Genomic DNA, 16,602 nt, shown 5'->3' with positions numbered 1-16,602 from the left:
AAGCACAAGGGGACTCAACCGCTGTCACGCAAGCGCCGTTCCAGTGCCCTGGTGCGCAGGGCAGCAGACATTTCGCAATCCAGGCGTCATGCAAGGCACGGCCGGTGGGCAGTGGCTACTCACGGTTGTAAGCATTGCTCGCGCAGCGCGCCGTGCATGGGTGGCCGACTTCAGCAGCGCCGGTACCCGGCACCCGCACCACGATCTTGCCGAACTGCTCGCCCGATTCCATGTAGCGATGCGCCTCGACGATCTGGTCGAAATCGAACGTCCTGGCGATCACCGGCCGCAGCGCACCGGCCGTCAGTCCATCGACGATAAAGCGGCGGGCCGCGTCGAGCCGCACCGGATCGTTCAGCAGTTCATGCACCAGGTAGCCACGCAGCGTCAGCGATCGGGCCAGCACCGCGAACAGCGGAAACGGCGTCGGCTCTGGGCTCAGGCCGCCATACTCGATCAGGATGCCGCCGTGCGACATCGAGTCGGTCAGCGGCGCAAAGATCGGGCCGCCGATGGGGTCCAGCACCACGCGTACACCCTGCCCCCTGGTGATGGCGTGCAGCCGCGCGGCCAGGTCTTCCTCGGCTGTCGCCACCACATGGGCGGCTCCGTGGGCCTGCAACGCGTCGCGCTTGGCCCCCGTGCGGGTCACGGCAATGGGAACGGCGCCCACCCGCCGCGCAATCTGGATCGCAGCCAGCCCCACGCTGCTCGACGCGGCCGTGATGACCACGTGGTCGCCCTTCGACAGCCGGGCGATATCAACCAGCGCGCCATAGGCGGTCAGATACGGCATCCATGTGGCAGCGGCCTCCTCCCAGGACAGTGCCGACGGATGCCTGACCACCAGTGCAGCCGGAAACGTCACCTGTTCGCCATAGGCCGGCCAGCGCAGCATCGACGTCGGTGGCACGACGCTGACCGCGTCGCCAGGCGCGATGCCTGCCACGCCTTCGCCCACCGCATCGACCACGCCCGCCGCCTCCAGTCCCAGCCCCGCCGGGAACGTCTCGGGCGATTCGATATAGGCGCCGGCGCGCAGCAATGCCTCGGCCCGGTTCAGGCCCAGCGCCTTCACCGCGATACGCACCTCGCCGGGGCCCGGTAGCGCCACTTCAACTGCCTCGATCCGCAGGACTTCAGGTCCGCCGTGCTGATGGAACCGGACAACGCGCGACATGGCTTCACTCCAAATGATTGGGAACGAATACACTATGCCTGCACTAAATCTGGCAATAAATGGCCGTTTTCAGTCAACAGTCAAAACCCGGAGTTTTCAATCAATGGATCGCCTTGCGAGCATGGCCGTGTTTGTCAAAGCCGTGGACCTGGGGTCGTTTGCTGCAGCGGCCGATGCGCTGGACATGTCCGGGCCGATGGTCGGCAAGCACGTACGCTTTCTGGAGGATCGGCTAGGCGTGCGGCTGATTACGCGGACCACGCGACGTCAGACGCTTACCGAATTTGGCCGCGCCTACTACGACCGCTGCCGCGTGGTGCTGGCCGAGGCCGACGCCGCCGACGCGCTGGCCGCCGATCTGACCGAGCCGCGCGGCCGGTTGCGCGTGACCATGCCCGTGCATTTCGGGCGGCACTGCGTGGCGCCGGTGCTGCTGAAACTGGCCGAGCGCCATCCCGCGCTGGAACTCGACCTGTCGTTCAATGATCGATTCTCGGACCTTTCCGATGACGATTACGACCTGGCAATCCGCACCGGAGCGCCCGAGGATCGCGCCGGCATGGTGGCGCGGCGCGTGGCCCGGCAGGCCATGATCGTGTGCGCGGCCCCCGGCTACCTGCGGCGGCACGGCACGCCCGGGACGCTGGAAGACCTGGCCAACGCGGCCACCCATCAGGCCATCGTCTATCGGCGCTCGGGACGTGTCCGGCCGTGGCTGTTCCCACGCGAAGGCCAGCCGCCCATCGAGGTGCTGCCCGCCAACCGCATCCGGCTCGACGATCTCGATGCCATTGCCGACGTGGCCACCATGGGGCTGGGGCTGGCGTGGCTGCCGTCGTGGCTGGTACGCGAGCGCCTCCGCGCCGGCACGCTGGTGAAGGTGCTGCCGGACCTGCCTGACTACCCGTACGACGCCTACGCAATGTGGCTGCAGACGCCGCACCTGCCGCGCAAGGTCAGGCTGGCCATCGATGCGCTGGCCGACGCCCTGCCCGGGATGATGAAGTGACGCAGTGCATACCGGATTCCATGTCGTGGATTCACGTTTGATTCAACGCAAAGCGCATAGCAATATCGCCAAACCCGCGCGACGACCGGACTACTATCGATTGCGTTGGCGTGCCCCTCACCCGCACGCCGGCGCATTCGATATGGCTAAGAAATTTCCAATTCATCCAAAGCATCCCGAGCGCATCTGCTGGGGCTGCGACAAGTACTGTTCGGTCGATGCCATGGGCTGCGGCAATGGCTCCAGCCGGACGCAGCATCCGGCGGAGCTGCTTGGCGACGACTGGTACGAACATGGCGACTGGGGCATCGAAGTCGATGACGCTCCTACGGGGACGTCCGGCGTCCCCCGTGGCCAGGCGCGGGCCGGCATGGCACCGGCCCGTACTGCCTGCAATCAATAGCCGTAGTACTGCTGCGGCGGGGCGTACTGCACCGGGGCCGGACGGCCGCACGGCACATAGCCGCCCTGGTAGTTGCTATAGCAGTAGCCCGGCGGCACGGCCGGCGCGGCGTAAGCCACCGGCTGCGGCGGCGCGTAGACCGGCGCCGGCGCGGCGTAGGCCGGCTGGCTGCTGGCGACCAGCGCGCCCAGGGCCAGGCCTGCCACGGCAGCCACTGCAATGGCGGCACCTGCCGAGGATCCGCCACCGCCACGGTAGTAGCGGTCGTGGGCCGAGGCGGTCCCGGCGACCAGCATGGCGGCACTCAGGACAGCGATACCGGTGTAACGAATCGACTTGCGCATCTTTGACTCCTTCAGTCGGGCCAACCAATGGCCCTCTCTACGGAATGCATGATGAACGCCCGATCATTACAGTGGGTTACGCCGTCGTGAGCAGATGTAAGCGCGGGGAGACATCGCTACCCGCCTGACGGCCTGCCTCCGCGAACAGATCGTCGTTTCTTGAATTTGACGTTACAACTTCCTGCGGCTTCTCCACCGGTCTCTGTGGGAAACGCCGGTTGACAGCGTATCGGCGCTTGCAAATACTCCACCTCGCAACGCCTCAGTGCCTGCGCGAATACCCCCTGATGCGGTGCGGTTTTGGCAATGTCGAGACAACTTCAACCAGAGACGACCATGATCACACGCCTTCCGGGGCTTCCGCGCCTGCGAACCTGCGCGCGGCGCCTGCTGCTGACCAGCGCCATCGGGCTGCTCACCGCCTGCGCCAGCAGCGTTTCGAACCCGCCCGTACCCGCCCAGCCGGCTGCCCCGGCCGCCACCACCGCGCCGGTGGCCGCAGGCAAGACCGAAGTGCTCTGGCTTGGGCAGGCCGCCATGCGCATCACCACGCCCGGCGGCAAGGTCATCGTCGTCGACCCATGGCTGACCGGCAATCCCAAGACTCCGCCCGCCTACAAGCAGCTATCCGCGCTGGGCAAGGTGGACCTGATCCTGGTCACGCACGCGCATGGCGACCATCTGGGCGATGCCGTCGAACTGGCGAAGCTCAACCAAGCACCGCTGTGGAATGCCGGCGGCCTGAGCCAGCAGCTGGTCACGCTGGGGCAGCTGCCGGCCACCCAGGCCCTGCGCTTTGGCAAGGGCGGCACCATTGCGCCGCTGGGCGACAAGGGCCCGAAGATCACGGCCGTGCACGCCGAGCATTCGTCGGAACTGGTCTGGAAGAACCCCGCCACCGGCAAGGATGAAACGCACTACGGCGGCGAGCCCGTGGGCTACATCATCGAGATGGAAAACGGCTTCAAGATCTGGCACATGGGCGATACCGGGCTGTACGGCGACATGATGATGGTGGCAGACCGCTACAAGCCCGACCTGGTGCTGATCCCGATCGGCGGCCACTTCACGATGGCCCCCCAGGACGCCGCCATTGCGCTGCGCGACTTTATCCGGCCGAAATACGCCATCCCGATGCACTATGGCACCAACCCCATGCTGCGCGGCACGCCGGCGGAACTGAAGGCGGCGCTCGGTACATCGGCCACCACGGCGGTGATCGTGCCGGAGCCGGGCCAGAAGGTGGATTTCTGATGGGCCGCACGCCATTGAATCCCGGGCGGCGTGCACTCTGCATCGGCCTGCCTGCCACAGCCATGCTGGCACTGGCCGGATGCGCCGGCCGGACGTCGTCCCCGGCCAATGCGGACGCCGACGCCCGCGCACAACTGGCGGGCACGGGCAAGATGCGCGTTGCCATCAACCTCGGCAATCCGATCCTTGCCAGCCGGGCCGCCAACGGCGACCTGCAGGGCGTGTCGGTCGACCTGGCGCGCGAAGCTGCGCGCCGGCTGGGCCTGACACCGGACCTGATCGCGTTCCAGTCCGCCGGCAACGTGGTGGAGGCCGTGAAGGCGCAGCAGGTCGACCTGGCCTTCGTGGCGATCGACCCCGTGCGCGGCGCCGATATCGATTCCACGCCCCCGTACGTGATCATCGAAGGCGCGTACCTGGTCCGCAACGATTCCACCCTGCAGCGCAACGACGACGTGGACCGCCCCGGCACCCGCGTGGTGGTGGGCAAGGGCAGCGCCTACGACCTGTACCTGACGCGCGCGCTGAAGCAGGCCACGCTGGTGCGCGCACCCACGTCGCCAGCCGTGACCGACATGTTCCTGGCACAGCGCCTGGACGTGGCCGCGGGCGTGCGCCAGCAGCTCGAAGCCGATGCGAAGCGTGTGCGCGGCGTGCGGCTGCTGCCGGGCCGCTTCATGGTGATCGAACAGGCCATGGGCGTGCCCAAGGGCCGCACGGCGGCGCAAGCCTGGCTGAGCGGGTTCATCGAAGAGATGAAGGCATCGGGCTTCGTGGCCCAGGCGCTGCAACGGCACGGCATCGAGGGCGCCAGCGTGGCGCCGGCCGGGAAGGCCTGACAACGCCGCACAGCGCCCCCCGAAAGGAAGAAACCCGCCGAGGCGGGTTTTTTCATGTCGATGAGACGGGGCGGCTGGATGCCGCCCGGCCGTCGTTACTGCGGGCGGTTCACGGAGATGTCGTAGAACAGCGAACGGACATCGAGGCTGATCATCACGGCAACGCCCGTGTTGCCCAGCACCAGGGAAATGCCTTCCCGGGCCGTGGTGTCGTTCGACGGGCCGCGATAGCGCAGGCCATCCGCCGGCTTGTTCTGCTCCCACGTATCCACGCGGTTGTCGTTGCGCTTGCGCGTGTAGGTGCTGGTTGCGGCGTCCACCGAGGTGATTTCGGTCGCACCGGCGCCGACGTTGACGCTCAGATCGCCAAAGACCGTGAGGTCCCAGTACGAGTTCTTTGCACCGACCACCGGCATCGGACGCACCACCTGCTTCGCGCCGACAATCAGACCGCTCGCGCTTGAGATGACGGCGGTGACCTGGCCGTCGGTACCCTTGAATGCCGCGACGTAGGCCGTGCCATTGCTGTCGGTCAGCGCAAAACCACCGCCGGGCTGTGCCGAAAGCCTGGGCAGTTCGTTGGCCGCCCAGGACGTGCAGCTGGTCAGGCCCGTGCAGTCAGCACCGGCCAGCGCCTTGCCATCCGCGTCGAACGTCAGCTTGACGCGCGTCGGCTGGTAGATCCCGCCATTGGTCTCGAAGCCCAGGGCGCTCCAGTTACCGGCCAGATCGGCCACCGACAGCGACTGCGCCGGCACGACCAGGTTCGGCAGCAGGGATGGGCCACCCTGGCTGGGAACATTGCGCACCAGCATCACGCCCGCCGGCGATACCTGGATGTCGGACACAGCGCCACCGGACAATGCCGAGAACCGGCAAGCCTGTTGCGGAATCGGAACCAGCTGGACGCTCAGCGTGCCGCCCTGGCCGTCGGGCTGGGTCAGGGTCAGCTTCGTGGCATCGACGTGCGCCGTCAGAACGCCAACCGGCGTTGCCGCCAGATAGTCGCCGGTGCGCAGGCCGGAACATGTTTCCGAAGCCGTCTGGAGAATGGTCTGAATGGCCGCAGCGCCGGCATTGTTGCCTACGGCCGTTGAAAGTTGCGCCAGCGTCGTCTGGGCCTTTTTCAGTTGCTCGCCCAGTTGATCCAGCAGTTGATCGAGCGCATTGCCGGCATTGGCGCCGTTGGCGGCCACCAGCGGTGCCTTGATGGGGTCGACGTTGGACAGGTCGATAACGGGCTTCAACGTCGTTGCCAGGCTGACGAGCGCGGTCGTGACATTGGCCGGCGTCAGGCGTGCCTGCGCGGTGCCGTCGAAGTTGGCGAAGAAGGCATTGGTGTCGCCGCTCGCCAGCGCGGCCACGATCAGTTCCGTCAGCGGCGTGATGTTTGCCAGGGGCGCGGTGCCGGTACCGGCTTCCACGACGGAATGGAGCGTCATCGGCGTGCCGTCCGCTGCCGTGGCCGGTACGCTCAGCACGCAGGGGCGCACGGCGTTGTCGATGCTGACCGTGAAGGTGCCGTTCGCAGCCGTCGTGGCCGAGCCGCTGCCCGTGGCGCATTTGGCGAGAACCGTCGCATTAGGCAGTGCGGCGCCAACCGCCGCGGTGCCACTGATCTTCGTGGTGGTAACTGCCGGCGCGCTCTCTCCACCACCGCCACCACCGCATGCCGTCAGCGCGACAGCGGTCAGACCCGTCAAAAGAAGCCTCGATTTCATCCCTGTTGTCTCTTCTAGGTTGGTTTTTGCATTGCGCGTGCCCGGGAATCCGACCCCTGGCCCCGCTACACGCGCAGAACTGGCACGGTTTTCGTCTCATTGCCAGGCGGCGTGGAGTGTGTATGACGCGCCCAATGCCGGATAACCCCCCACGGAGGCATTGACAGATGACAAATATGTAATCTTTGTCATACACAGTGGATACACGCCAAATACATCGCCCCGCAACGCGCGCGCCTGTGCGGCTGTACTGAATACTGTCCGAATCGCTGCCGCTTGCCGGATATCGGGCGGGCCAGGCTGCAATGGGCCCGGTTGCAGATGCGCAACGCCCCCGCCGGGCAACCGGCGCGATCCGCCCCGGGTACGCGGCCAACCGGGAGTTGTGCAGCGCAACCGTATTTGACCAACCCCTGCCGTAGACCGGTCCACCGGCCGGCGAACCTCCCCTCTCCCCGCTTCAAACGCCCGTTGGCAGCCGATGCTGTCGTGAATGCGGCCGCCCGCGTCCTATATGGGGAAACTGGCAGCCTCCCCCACCACAAAGCCGCACCGCACATAGCGAAAACGCCACTATTGCCTATACTCGTCCTTGTCCTCGCAGAAAGTCCATGACCGGAAGGCGATCCGGTCCCAGGAGGTGTACCCATGGTTACGATGAACCGCCGACAGTTCCTGAAGTTCACGGGAGCGTCGCTGGCGGGATCGAGCCTGGCGCTGATCGGGTTCACGCCCGACGTGGCGCTGGCGGAGGTGCGGGCCTACAAGCTGGCGCGCACCACCGAGACCCGCAATACATGTCCCTACTGCTCGGTGGCGTGTGGCCTGCTGATGTACAGCCTTGGCGACAACGCCAAGAACGCAAAGGCCAGCATCATCCATATCGAAGGCGACCCCGATCACCCGGTGAATCGCGGCACGTTGTGCCCCAAGGGCGCCGGCCTGATCGACTTCATCCATAGCCCGAACCGCCTGCAGTACCCCGAGTACCGCGCGCCGGGCTCGGACAAGTGGCAGCGCATGACGTGGGACGACGCGCTGGACCGCATCGCCAGGCTGATGAAGCAGGACCGCGACGCCAACTTCATCGAGAAGAACGAGCAGGGCGCCACGGTCAACCGCTGGCTCAGCACCGCGATGCTGGCCGCGTCCGCGAGCAGCAACGAGGTGGGCTATATCACGCACAAGACTGTCCGCAGTCTTGGCATGCTGGGATTCGACAACCAGGCGCGTGTCTGACACGGCCCGACGGTGGCAGGTCTTGCCCCGACGTTTGGCCGTGGAGCGATGACGAACCATTGGGTCGACATCAAGAACGCGGACGTTGTCCTGATCATGGGCGGCAATGCCGCCGAGGCACACCCGTGCGGATTCAAGTGGGTCACCGAGGCCAAGGCGCACAACAAGGCGCGGCTGATCGTGGTGGACCCGCGCTTCACGCGGTCGGCATCGGTGGCGGACTACTACGTGCAGATCCGCACAGGCACTGACATCGTGTTCCTGGGCGGCGTGATCCGCTGGCTGCTGGAAAACGACAAGATCCAGCACGAATACGTGAAGAACTACACGGACATGTCGTTCATCGTCCGCGAGGACTACCAGTTCAAGGACGGCATCTTCTCGGGTTATGACGCCGAGAAGCGCCACTACCTCAAGGAGAGCTGGGACTGGGAGACGGGCGCCGACGGTTTCGTGAAGACCGACCCCACGCTGGCCCACCCGCGCTGCGTCTACAACCTGCTGAAGGCCCACTACGCGCGCTATACGCCCGAGATGGTGGAACGCGTCTGCGGCACGCCCCAGGACAGGTTCCTGAAGGTCTGCGAGATGATGGCCTCGACGGCCACGCCCGACCGCGCCATGACGATCATGTACGCACTGGGCTGGACGCAGCATTCGATCGGCTCGCAGATGATCCGCACCGGGGCCATGGTGCAGCTGCTGCTGGGCAATATCGGCATCGCCGGCGGCGGCATGAACGCGCTGCGCGGGCACTCGAACATCCAGGGCCTGACCGACCTGGGCCTGATGACCAACCTGCTGCCGGGTTACCTGACGCTGCCGTCCGACCCCGAGGTGGACTACGACAAGTACATCGAGGCCCGCTCGTTCAAGCCGCTGCGGCCCAACCAGCTGAGCTACTGGCAGAACTACGGCAAGTTCCACGTGAGCCTGATGAAGGCCTGGTGGGGGCCGGCCGCCACCAAGGACAACAACTGGGCGTTCGACTACCTGCCCAAGCTCGACAAGGCGTACGACATGCTGCAGGTGTTCGAGATGATGAACGCCGGGCGCATCAACGGCTACATCCTGCAGGGCTTCAATCCGCTGGCGGCGGCGCCCAACAAGGCCAAGCTGCTCAAGGGCCTGAGCCAGCTCAAGTTCATGGTGGTGATGGACCCGCTGGCTACCGAGACCTCGGAGTTCTGGCGCAACGTGGGCGAGTCGAACAACGTCGATTCGAAATCGATCCAGACCGAGGTGTTCCGCCTGCCCACCACCTGCTTTGCCGAGGAAAACGGCGCGCTGGTCAATTCGTCGCGCTGGCTGCAATGGCACTGGCAGGGCGCCGATCCCCCCGGCGAGGCGCGCAGCGACATCGAGATCATGTCGGCCCTGTGGCTGCGTATCCGCGCCATGTACCAGAAGGACGGCGGCAAGTATCCCGATCCGATCGTCAACCTGTGGTGGCCCTATGCAGTGCCGCATTCGCCATCGCCCGAAGAACTTGCCAAGGAGTACTCGGGCAAGGCGCTGACCGACCTGGTGGACCCGAAGGACCCGGCCAAGGTGGTGCGCAAGGCCGGCGAGCAGCTGAACAGCTTTGGCGAACTGCAGGCCGATGGCAGCACCATGAGCGGCTGCTGGATCTATTGCGGGTCGTGGACGCAGGCCGGCAACCAGATGGCAAAGCGCGACAACAGCGACCCCACCGGTATCGGCCAGCACCTGAACTGGTCGTGGGCCTGGCCGGCCAACCGCCGCGTGCTGTACAACCGCGCGTCGTGCGACGTGAACGGCAAGCCGTTCAATCCGGCCCGCAAGCTGATTGCCTGGAACGGCAAGAGCTGGACCGGCTTCGACACGCCCGACTTCAAGCTCGATGAAGACCCGGCCAACGGCATGGGCCCGTTCATCATGCAGGCCGAAGGCGTGGCGCGGTTCTTTGCGCGGCAGAACATGGTGGAGGGGCCGTTCCCCGAGCACTACGAGCCGTTCGAGAACCCGCTGGGCTACAACCCGCTCAACGGCAAGGACTCGAAGGTCATCAGCAACCCGGCGGCGCGCGTCTTCAAGGACGACTGGGCGCAGTTCGGCAAGCCCGACGCCTATCCGGTCATCGCCACCACGTACCGCCTGACCGAGCACTTCCACTACTGGACCAAGCACGCGCGCATCAACGCGATCCTGCAGCCGGAACAGTTCGTCGAGATCGGCGAGGAACTGGCAAAGCAGGTGGGCGTCAAGGCCGGCGACCGCGTCAAGGTGACGTCCACGCGCGGCTACATACGCGCCGTGGCGCTGGTGACCAAGCGGATCAAGCCGTTCAGGATCGACGGCAAGACCGTGCACATGGTGGGCATACCGCTGCACTGGGGCTTCACCGGGCTGACCAAGCCGGGTTTCCTGGTCAACACGCTGACGCCATTCGTGGGCGACGGCAACACCCAGACGCCCGAGTTCAAGTCGTTCATGGTCAAGGTCGAACGGGCATAGGGGACAGACATGGCACTACAGTCTCTGGATATCGTGCGCCGGTCGGCCACCACCACCCCGTCGCCCAGCGTGCGCGAGCCGGTGACCGGCAGCGTGGCAAAGCTGATCGACACCACCAAGTGCATCGGCTGCAAGGCATGCCAGGCCGCCTGCATGGAGTGGAACGACCTGCGCGGTGATGTGGGCACCAACGTTGGCGTCTACGACAACCCGGCCGACCTGGACGAGCATACGTGGACGCTGATGCGGTTTACCGAATACGAAAACCCCAACGGCAACCTCGAATGGCTGATCCGCAAGGACGGCTGCATGCACTGCGAGGACCCCGGCTGCCTGAAGGCCTGCCCGTCGCCGGGCGCCATCGTGCAATACGCCAACGGCATCGTCGACTTCCACGAGGAAAACTGCATCGGCTGCGGCTATTGCATCACCGGCTGCCCGTTCAACATCCCGCGTATCTCCAAGCAGGACCACAAGGCCTACAAATGCACCTTGTGCTCGGATCGCGTGGCCGTGGGCCAGGAGCCTGCCTGCGTGAAGACCTGCCCCACTGGCGCCATCGTGTTCGGCACCAAGACCGACATGATCCATCATGCCGAGGAGCGCATCGTCGACCTGAAGTCGCGCGGCTTCGAGAAGGCCGGCCTGTACAACCCGGCCGGCGTGTCGGGCACCCACGTGATGTATGTGCTGCACCATGCCGACCATCCCAGCCTGTATCACGGGCTGCCGGACGATCCGCATATCAGCCCGCTGGTCAGCCTGTGGAAGGGCCTTGCCAAGCCGCTGGCGGTAGCCGGCATGGCCATCGCCGCGCTGGCGGGCTTCTTCCACTACATCCGCGTGGGCCCGAACGAGACCGGCCCCGAGGACGAGGCGGCCGCCGAGGACGAGATCGTGCGCTGGGGCCACGACAATCCCAGGCCGCGCGGCACGCCGGACGAAGTGGTGCCACCCGAGGAGGTCCGCGATGAGAATCGATAAGCGCCGCGAGGCAACCATCCGCCGCTACAGCGCGGGCGAACGCACCAACCACTGGATCGTCGCCCTGACGTTCGTGCTGCTGGCGCTGTCCGGCCTGGCACTGTTCCATCCGTCGATGTTCTGGATGAGCGCGCTGTTCGGCGGCGGCACCTGGACACGCATCCTGCACCCGTTCCTGGGCGTGGTGATGTTCGTGGCCTTCCTGATCCTGGCGGTGAAGTTCTGGCATCACAACCTGATGACCTGGAGCGACCGCGAATGGCTGCGCCACGGGCGCGAGGTGCTGACCAACCACGAGGAAAACCTGCCCGACGTGGGCCGCTACAACGCGGGCCAGAAGCTGCTGTTCTTCCTGATGGTGGCCTGCCTGGTGCTGTTGCTGCTGAGCGGCATCGTCATCTGGCGTACCTATTTCTCCGCCTTCTTCCCGATCTGGGCCCTGCGGGTGGCGTCGGTGGTGCATGCCGTTTGCGCCTTCGCGCTGATTTGCGGCATCATTGTCCACATCTATGCAGCCGTATGGGTCAAGGGTTCCGTGCAGGCCATGACGCGCGGAACGGTCACGCCTGGCTGGGCGTGGAAACATCATCGCGCCTGGTTCCGGGAGAATTTCCGGCCGGGCGACAAATAGCGGGCCGGTGGCGTAAGCCGATACGCCAGACAAGCCGGACTGCCAGGGGATGACGACTGATGGTGCAGCGCATTCTGGAGCCGGCGGAAATCGAATCGATCGACCACATCGCCATTGCGCGTGTGCGTCTGCCCGACCGCGCGGAAGTGTTCGCCGCGCGGGCGCAACGGCTGCGCCAGCTGGCGCCCGGCAACCCGATCGGACCCTACCTGCTGCTGATGGCCGCCGTGGCCGAAGCGCAGCATGTGGTGGCCCAGTCTCTGGACATCGCGCCGCTTCCGCCCGAAGCCATCGACCGCGCGGGCGAGCACTGCATGCCGCTGCTGCCCGCACAGGACGCCGGCGCCCCACAGGCGGCCGCCGCAATGTTCGAGCGGCTGGCCGCCACCACGCCCGAACTTGCGACCCCGCTGGCCGCCTTGCGAGCGATGCCGGCCGACGCGCTGGCCAATGCCGTGCAGGCGCTGCTGGGACCGGGCCATGCCAGTGACACCCCCATCGACACCGCCACCGCGCCGTTGCTGATGGCCGCGCTGCAGCTGGACCGCACCGTACTGGCGAGCCAGCTGCACGAGAAGGACCTGCCGATGCTGGACGTCCACACGGTCTGCCCGGTCTGCGGCACGCTGCCGGTGGCGAGCATCGTGCGCATCGGTGGGCGCTACCAGGGGCTGCGCTACCTGCACTGCGGCCTGTGCGCCACCGAATGGCACATGGTGCGCGTCAAGTGCAGCCATTGCGAAACCACCGAGGGCATCAGCTACTACGCCGTGGAAGGCCAGGGCGACGCCCTCAAGGCCGAGACCTGCGGCCAGTGCCACCACTATCGCAAGATCGCCTACATGGAGAAAGACCCGATGGTCGAGCCGCTGGCCGACGATTTGGGCTCGCTGGCGCTCGACGTGATGATGGGCGAAGCCGGCTACGGCCGTGCCAACGGCAACCCGCTGCTCTGGCTGGCCGATGACGACGACAGCGACGACGGCGTGGCGCTGGCGGAGGTCCGCGGATGAACGACAGCGTGTCGATGCCCGCCCGCCCCGCAGACATTCCTTCGGTTGACCGCGTGCTCCGGCTGCCTGGCCTGCAGCCGTTGCTGGACCGCTACGGCCGCGTGCCGGCCACCAGCGCGCTGCGCCGTCTGCTCGACTCGCTGCGCACCGAGGCCGTGGCCGGCCAGCTTACGCGCCAGGCGATTGGCGACGATGCGCTGTGCGCGGCGCTGGCAACGCAACTGGCGCGCGAGGCCCAGCCACGCCTGCGCGCCGTGTTCAACCTGACCGGCACGGTCTTGCATACCAACCTGGGCCGCGCGCTGCTGCCCGACTGCGCAGTGCAGGCCGTGGTGCGGGCCATGACCACGCCGGCCAATCTCGAATTCGATCTGGACACCGGCGGCCGTGGCGACCGCGACGACCTGGTCGACGACCTGCTGTGCGAACTGACCGGCGCGCAGGCCGCCACGGTGGTCAACAACAACGCGGCGGCAGTACTGCTGATGCTCAACACGCTGGCGCAGCGGCGCGAAGTGGTGGTCTCGCGCGGCGAACTGGTGGAAATCGGCGGCGCGTTCCGCATCCCCGATGTCATGCAGCGCGCCGGCGTCAAGCTGGTGGAGATCGGGACGACCAACCGCACGCATCCTCACGACTACGCCAACGCCATCGGCGCGCGCACGGCGCTGCTGATGAAGGTGCATTGCAGCAACTACGAGATCACCGGCTTCACGCGCAGCGTGGAGGTGGCCGAAGTGGCGCGGATCGCGCAGCCGCTGGGCCTGCCGGTGGCGGTGGACCTGGGCAGCGGCACGCTGGGCGACCTCACGCAATGGGGCCTGCCGCGCGAGACCACGGTGCGCGAGACCATTGCCGCGGGCGCGGACCTGGTCACGTTCAGCGGCGACAAGCTGCTGGGCGGCCCGCAGGCCGGCCTGATCGTGGGACGCGCCGACCTGATCGCCAGGATCAAGAAGAACCCGCTCAAGCGTGCGCTGCGCGTGGGCAAGCTGACGCTGGCCGCGCTGGAGCCGGTGCTGCGGCTGTATCGCGATCCGGACACGCTGGCGCAGTCCCTGCCCACCCTGCGCCTGCTGACACGGCCTGCCGGCGACATGGCCGCGATGGCCGCACGGCTGCTGCCTTTGCTGCAGGCACCGCTTGGCGATAGCTGGCAGGTGGCCGCGGTGCCGATGGTCAGCCAGATCGGCAGTGGCGCGATGCCCGGCGGACAACTGAACAGCTTCGGACTGGTGATCGGCCCGCGCGACGCCGGCAAGCGTACCGGCCGGCGCCTGCAGCAACTGGAAGCCGCGCTGCGCGCGCTGCCGCGCCCCGTGATCGGCCGCGTCAGCGAAGACGCATTGTGGCTGGACCTGCGTTGCCTGGAAGCCGGCGACGAAGCCGCGTTCGCGGCCCAGTGGCCCTTGCTGGCGGAGGCGGTGCGCTCATGATCGTCGGCACAGCCGGACATATCGACCACGGCAAGACCACGCTGGTGCGCGCGCTGACCGGCGTGGACACCGACCGGCTCAAGGAAGAGAAGGCGCGCGGGATCTCCATCGAGCTGGGGTATGCCTACACGCCCCTGCCCGATGGCGATGTGCTGGGCTATATCGACGTGCCCGGTCACGAACGCCTGATTCATACGATGGCTGCCGGTGCCAGCGGCATCGACTTGGCCTTGCTGGTGGTGGCCGCCGACGACGGCGTCATGCCGCAGACGCGCGAGCACCTGACCATCGTCGAACGCCTGGGCGTGCCGCGCGCCGTGGTGGCGCTGACCAAGGCCGACCGCGCCGACGCCAAGCAGCTTGCCAGCGTGCGTGGCGAGATCGAGTCGCTGCTGTCCGGCACCCCCTACGCAGGGGCGGACGTGTTCCCGCTCAACGCCACCGACGAGGCCGACCCGGGTGTGGCGGCGCTGCGCACGTGGCTGCAGGACACCGCCCAGCACACGCCCGCGCACGGCGCCGGCGGCCTGTTCCGGCTGGCGGTGGACCGCGTGTTCACGCTGGGCGGCCATGGCACCGTCGTGACCGGCACCGTGTTCGGCGGCCGCGTGGCCGTGGGCGACGTGATGCAGGTGGCGCCCTCGGGCCTGCCCGCACGCGTGCGCAGCATCCACGCGCAGAACCGGCCGGCTGAAGCCGGCGTGGCGGGCCAGCGCTGCGCGCTGAACCTGGCCGGCGTCGACAAGACCGACATCCATCGCGGCGACTGGATTGTCGATCCCGCGCTGATGGCGCCGGTCACGCGCATCGATGTCCGGCTGACGCTGCATCCGGGCGCCGGCCTGCGGATCGGCCATTGGTCGCCGCTGCACGTGCATCTGGGCGCCGCGCATCGCATGGCAAATGCGGTGCTGCTCGATTGCGAGGCGCTGGAGCCGGGCGGCACCGCGCTGGCCCAGCTCGTGTTCGGCGCGCCGGTCTGCGCAGTGGCCGGCGACCACTTTATCCTGCGCAACCCGCAGGCCACGCAAACGGTGGGCGGGGGCGTGGTGCTGGACAACGTGGCCCCCGAACGGCACCGGCGCGCGCCCGGACGTCTTGGCTGGCTGCAGGCCGTGGAACGGATGCTGGATGGCGGCGGCATCCTGCCGCTGCTGGACAGCGCGCCGCACGGCGTGGCCGAGGCCCGGCTGGTGCGCCTGACCGGCCTGCCGGCCAGCACGCTGGCACTGCCGCCCGACGTGCAGCGCATCGGCGAGACGCTGATCCTGTCGCGCTATCTCGATGCCTTGCGAACCGGCGTGATCGGTACGCTGACCACCTTTCATGCGCGCATGCCCGACGAACCCGGCCTGGGCGCCGGATCGCTGCGCCGCGTGACATTTGCCGGCGCGCCGATACCCGATGCACTGTGGTCTGCCCTGCTCGACACGCTGCTGCAGCAACAGGCCGTGGAACGCCACGGCGGATGGCTGCGGCTGCCGGGCCATGCCATCACGTTCACCGATGCCGAACAGGCGTTGACCGCGCAACTGCTGCCGCGCGTGGTGGCCGGCGGTTTCGATCCCCCCTGGGTACGCGAGCACGCGGTGGCACTGCACGCCCCGGAGGAGCAGGTCCGCCAGGTGCTGCGCAAGCTGGCACGCCAGGGCACATTGCACCAGGTGGTACGCGACCTGTTCTATGCCGAAGCCAACATCGAAAGACTGGCCCAACTGTTCGGCACGATGGCCGCCGCGCAGGGGCATGTGGAAGTCATCGCGTTTCGCGATGCCGTGGGGCTGGGCCGCAAGCGCACGATCCAGATTCTGGAGTTCTTCGACCGCGCGGGATACACTCGCCGCGTGGGCAATGCGCGCATGCTGCGCCCCGATAGTGAATGGCGACCACTGGCCACGCCTGCCCGGCCAGCGCCGTCATAGACCGCGCAAGGGAAGGCATCCGTATCCGGTGATGCGGCCGGGCTTCAAACCCGGTTGGGGGCGCCAGACGTTCCCAGGTAGGTTCGACTCCTGCTGCTTTCCGCCATCTCCCTTCGATTTCCCTGTTGCCATGCGCATGACCTACCATG

Annotated in this window: 13 protein-coding genes and 1 tRNA gene; 11 read left to right on the top strand and 3 right to left on the bottom strand. The window is 67.0% G+C overall.

Annotated features, from left to right (window positions below):
• Positions 1-115: 115 nt before the first annotated feature.
• A complete protein-coding gene (locus A9J21_RS25715) occupies positions 116-1,180 on the bottom strand; it encodes a zinc-dependent alcohol dehydrogenase family protein (protein WP_082926606.1) in 1,065 nt (354 codons plus the stop codon).
• A gap of 103 nt (positions 1,181-1,283) precedes the next feature.
• Here A9J21_RS25715 and A9J21_RS25710 point away from each other — a divergent pair, with 103 nt between their 5' ends.
• The gene (locus tag A9J21_RS25710; RefSeq protein ID WP_066740636.1) at positions 1,284-2,189 is read left to right on the top strand and encodes a LysR family transcriptional regulator; all 906 of its coding nucleotides are present in this window, start codon (positions 1,284-1,286) and stop codon (positions 2,187-2,189) included.
• A gap of 142 nt (positions 2,190-2,331) precedes the next feature.
• Complete coding sequence (locus tag A9J21_RS25705) at positions 2,332-2,592, top strand: DUF3079 domain-containing protein (protein ID WP_082926605.1); 261 nt, start codon at positions 2,332-2,334, stop codon at positions 2,590-2,592.
• Here the strand turns inward: A9J21_RS25705 and A9J21_RS25700 are convergent.
• On the bottom strand, positions 2,586-2,936 hold the full coding sequence (locus A9J21_RS25700) for a mechanosensitive ion channel protein MscS (protein ID WP_066740634.1): 351 nt from the start codon (positions 2,934-2,936) through the stop codon (positions 2,586-2,588). The two genes, A9J21_RS25705 and A9J21_RS25700, sit on opposite strands and share 7 nt — an antisense overlap.
• Positions 2,937-3,272: 336 nt before the next feature.
• On the opposite strand from A9J21_RS25700, the gene A9J21_RS25695 reads away from it, so the two are divergent.
• Together A9J21_RS25695 and A9J21_RS25690 are read left to right on the top strand one after the other, a co-directional pair.
• Positions 3,273-4,190: a metal-dependent hydrolase gene (locus A9J21_RS25695; RefSeq protein ID WP_066740633.1), complete on the top strand. Its 918-nt coding sequence runs from the start codon at positions 3,273-3,275 to the stop codon at positions 4,188-4,190.
• Positions 4,191-4,342: 152 nt separating this feature from the next.
• Positions 4,343-5,029 (top strand): ABC transporter substrate-binding protein, encoded by a 687-nt coding sequence (locus A9J21_RS25690; protein WP_066740767.1) that lies wholly within the window; start codon positions 4,343-4,345, stop codon positions 5,027-5,029.
• Positions 5,030-5,124: 95 nt separating this feature from the next.
• On the opposite strand, the gene A9J21_RS25685 is transcribed toward A9J21_RS25690, so the two are convergent.
• Positions 5,125-6,750: a hypothetical protein gene (locus A9J21_RS25685; protein ID WP_066740631.1), complete on the bottom strand. Its 1,626-nt coding sequence runs from the start codon at positions 6,748-6,750 to the stop codon at positions 5,125-5,127.
• Between the two features lie 648 nt (positions 6,751-7,398).
• Between A9J21_RS25685 and fdnG the strand changes: the two genes are divergently transcribed.
• The 7 genes from fdnG to A9J21_RS31750 all read left to right on the top strand — a co-directional run bounded on the left by fdnG (position 7,399) and on the right by A9J21_RS31750 (position 16,559).
• Positions 7,399-10,467: a formate dehydrogenase-N subunit alpha gene (fdnG, locus tag A9J21_RS25675; protein WP_156546175.1), complete on the top strand. Its 3,069-nt coding sequence runs from the start codon at positions 7,399-7,401 to the stop codon at positions 10,465-10,467.
• Positions 10,468-10,476: 9 nt separating this feature from the next.
• Entirely contained in the window at positions 10,477-11,451 is a 975-nt protein-coding gene (gene fdxH / locus A9J21_RS25670) for a formate dehydrogenase subunit beta (protein ID WP_082926603.1), read from the top strand.
• Positions 11,438-12,082: a formate dehydrogenase subunit gamma gene (locus A9J21_RS25665; RefSeq protein ID WP_066740625.1), complete on the top strand. Its 645-nt coding sequence runs from the start codon at positions 11,438-11,440 to the stop codon at positions 12,080-12,082. The genes fdxH and A9J21_RS25665 overlap by 14 nt, the downstream gene beginning before the upstream one ends.
• Before the next feature lie 59 nt (positions 12,083-12,141).
• The gene (gene fdhE / locus A9J21_RS25660) at positions 12,142-13,095 is read left to right on the top strand and encodes a formate dehydrogenase accessory protein FdhE (protein WP_066740623.1); all 954 of its coding nucleotides are present in this window, start codon (positions 12,142-12,144) and stop codon (positions 13,093-13,095) included.
• The gene (selA, locus tag A9J21_RS25655) at positions 13,092-14,531 is read left to right on the top strand and encodes an L-seryl-tRNA(Sec) selenium transferase (RefSeq protein ID WP_066740621.1); all 1,440 of its coding nucleotides are present in this window, start codon (positions 13,092-13,094) and stop codon (positions 14,529-14,531) included. The genes fdhE and selA overlap by 4 nt, the downstream gene beginning before the upstream one ends.
• The gene (gene selB / locus A9J21_RS25650; protein ID WP_066740619.1) at positions 14,528-16,453 is read left to right on the top strand and encodes a selenocysteine-specific translation elongation factor; all 1,926 of its coding nucleotides are present in this window, start codon (positions 14,528-14,530) and stop codon (positions 16,451-16,453) included. The genes selA and selB overlap by 4 nt, the downstream gene beginning before the upstream one ends.
• 10 nt (positions 16,454-16,463) lie before the next feature.
• Positions 16,464-16,559, top strand: a tRNA-Sec gene (locus A9J21_RS31750).
• Positions 16,560-16,602 lie beyond the last annotated feature (43 nt).

This window comes from Cupriavidus sp. D384 (assembly GCF_001652915.1).
Classification (GTDB): domain Bacteria; phylum Pseudomonadota; class Gammaproteobacteria; order Burkholderiales; family Burkholderiaceae; genus Cupriavidus.
The sequence above is the reverse complement of the archived record's forward strand: the minus strand, read 5'-3'. Positions and strand labels throughout refer to the sequence as shown.